The sequence below is a fragment of the Pseudoalteromonas prydzensis genome (assembly GCF_011050055.1).
GTDB classification, from domain to species: Bacteria; Pseudomonadota; Gammaproteobacteria; order Enterobacterales; family Alteromonadaceae; genus Pseudoalteromonas; species Pseudoalteromonas prydzensis_A.
In genome coordinates, this window is record NZ_DRGM01000022.1 from 1 (window position 1) to 2,886 (window position 2,886).

Annotated in this window: 2 protein-coding genes and 2 pseudogenes; 1 reads left to right on the forward strand and 3 read right to left on the reverse strand. The window is 39.3% G+C overall.

Annotation, left to right across the window (positions count from 1 at the left end; all coding sequences use genetic code 11):
* Nucleotides 1-242: pseudogene (locus ENH88_RS01645) on the reverse strand (TonB-dependent receptor); the annotation flags it as partial.
* A 187-nt stretch (nt 243-429) separates the two neighbouring features.
* Here ENH88_RS01645 and ENH88_RS01650 point away from each other — a divergent pair.
* On the forward strand, nt 430-918 hold the full coding sequence (locus ENH88_RS01650; protein ID WP_304178793.1) for a peptide-methionine (S)-S-oxide reductase: 489 nt from the start codon (nt 430-432) through the stop codon (nt 916-918).
* 423 nt (nt 919-1,341) lie between these two features.
* On the opposite strand, the gene ENH88_RS01655 is transcribed toward ENH88_RS01650, so the two are convergent.
* Both ENH88_RS01655 and ENH88_RS01660 read right to left on the reverse strand, forming a co-directional pair.
* Complete coding sequence (locus ENH88_RS01655) at nt 1,342-1,893, reverse strand: DUF4136 domain-containing protein (protein WP_304178795.1); 552 nt, start codon at nt 1,891-1,893, stop codon at nt 1,342-1,344.
* 108 nt (nt 1,894-2,001) lie between these two features.
* Nucleotides 2,002-2,886, reverse strand: a pseudogene (locus ENH88_RS01660) (ATPase); the annotation flags it as partial.

The following is a 2,886-nucleotide window of genomic DNA, read 5'->3' on the forward strand; positions in this document are numbered from 1 at the left end:
ACATCGGCTTGCGCTTCAGCCATATTACGTGATTGTAAATCAACACGTGGGTCATACTCTAAATTAGATACTGGAGAGTCAAATGTACCTACAGGTAATGTGTTTGCAGTGGGCGATGCCTCAACTGTTATTTTTTCGATTGCCGGTGATGTTTCAGTTTTATCAGTTACAGCTTCGCCGTAGGCAAAACTGCTCACGCTGCATAGCAGTGCAGGGAGTATAAAGTGCGGTGACCATTTCATGTTGTGTGTCTCATTTTTTATATGCAATTACGATAACAATTAAATTCAGAACACACTTTTAAGGCGTGATAAAATAATTCAATTAAACAACTGCGATTTTGGCGCGATTGTACATTAATTCATTAAAAACTGCATTTGATAATCATTTGCAAAGTTAATGCCTCTAACAAACTTGGTCACATTTATTATGAATATAAAACAACAGGATACTATTTACTTTGCTGGTGGCTGCCTGTGGGGCGTGCAAGAATTTTTAAAACACTTACCTGGTGTAATAAGTACTGAAGCAGGGCGCGCTAATGGTACAAGCAAAACCACTAACGGCGAATACGATGGTTATGCCGAATGCGTAAAGGTAATTTTTGACCCAAAAGTCGTTAGCCTAAATAACCTGTATGACTACTTTTTTGAAATTATTGACCCATGCAGCATTAATAAACAAGGGGATGACGTAGGCCCCAAATATCGCACTGCCATCTATAGCAAAAGCCAAGATCATTTAGAGGTTGCTAGCAATTATATAAGCCAGCGAAGTGATGCCGATAAAATTGTGGTAGGGGTAGAGCTGTTAACTAACTACGTGCCAAGCGATCCTGAGCATCAAGACCGCTTAACTAATCATCCTGATGACTATTGCCATATACCGCTTGAGTTACTGCATAAGTATAAATCGTAAATTTAACGCGGTGTTTTTGTAGACGTGCAGCTTGCTGACGTGACGAGCGCAGCTCGTAATTTAGGATTAAATATAGCTATCAAAGTAATTAGAAGCTATCGCTTCTCGCGCAAGCAAGCTTGGCGCCTACAGGTAAAGTTTAATATAGTGTTTTTGTAGACGAGCAGCTTGCTGAAGTGACGAGCGTAGCTCGTAATTTAGGATTAAATATAGCGCTATAAAAATAAGTAATTAGAAGCTATCGCTTCTCGCGCAAGCAAGCTTAGCGCCTACAGGTAAAGTTTAATCCGGTGTTTATTTTGTAGACGTGCAGCTTGCTGACGTGACGGGCGTTGCTCGTAATTACTTTATTTTAAAAGTTCCAAAAATACACACCTACAAAAAAGCTCACATGCTGTGAGCTTTTTAAAAACTAATTTTAACTTACAGCTGCTTTTGCGGCGGGAAGTTACTTAAAATTTCGCTCACTGTTTTGTTAATTGATGCTTCACGCTTTTCTGGCGATTGATTTTTCTTTAATCGACCTTCTTTTGCGCCGCGCCATACTAGCTGGTTAGATTCACGGTCTACAATATCAATAATCAGTGTACCCACTTCGTATTCACGCGCAGTTGTATCGCGTTGAAAACCAGTACCCCAATAACCCCAATGCGGGCGGTAGTTTATATTGAAGTTGTCTACTTCAAGCTCTTTATCTACCGATGCATGATAGTTAACAAGTACATCAGCTTGCGCTACATCAACTAAACTCATACCTAGTGTTTGGCTCAATTCTGCATTAACGGCAGTGCGAACACGCTTTTCCATTAGGCCATTAATTTGATAGTTATTTGTGTCTTTAGTTAGGCTGGCGTTTTCTACCCAAGCAAATGTTTTAAAATTACTAAAGTTAGCTGATTTATCGTAATCCCAATCTGGGGTTTGTGTACAGGCTGTAAGAAGTGCTAGCGCTGCAACAATAAGTATATTTTTCATTACGTTTGCTCCAATAAAATGCATTAATTTAAAATAACACACATAGTTTAAATGTGTATTATTTAAACGTCCTATATTTTAGTTTAGTTGGTTTGCCTTAACGGCCAATTAATTGTGTTCAACTTCAATCCAATCTTTTTCATCTACCCAGTTTTGTGCACCGTCTTTTACTGAACGAATAGGCACAATGTAGTCACAACTTATTTGTGGCTTAACTGAGGCAAATATAGGCACAAAACCAAAGCTTAGTGCGGTTTCTATAATTGCTTTTTGATTTTGTGGGTCAATGTCGGCCGCTTCATCTATGTAAATAGGTATACGGTATAGGTTTTGTTCCTGGTCACTCAATAAGTAGCGAATAAACAACATGCCACACAATAACTTAATAGTAATACGTGTTCCGTTTGAACCCGCTGAGTCTATTTTTTCAAAGTGCTCTGTTTCACCTGCACGGTTAACCACTTCAAATCGAATATCAAATAAATCGGTAAGTGTTAAACCCGCTTTATCTGAGGCGAGTTTAATTAAGTGATCTTTCGCTTCGTTTACCGCATTTTCGCTGTACGGTTCTTGGCTAAGTAAATCAAGCGTGTCACCTTGCTCAAACTGATGCGACGTGCTGATAATGGTATCTATACTATCAACCAGCATTTTGCGCGGTATTACGTTAATTTTAAACGCTTGCAGATTTGAAATACGGTGCTGGCTTATGCCTTTATTAAAGCTATTCATTTCGCGGCGAAGGCGGTCTAAATCTTCTCGCAAGCCTTTAATAGTTGCGGCCACTTCGGTAAGCGCAACACGGGCTTGGCGCTCAACGGCATCGCGTTCGTTATCAATATTATGAAAGGCGCTTATTAGTTTTTGGTATTTAGTAAACTCGTCGTTTTCATTGTCGAATTTAGTAATACCCGCGTTATATACATGCAAATAGGTGTTGCGTACGTTTATGTCAAAATTACGCAGCTCTTGGCAGTCTTTATTAAAGTGATG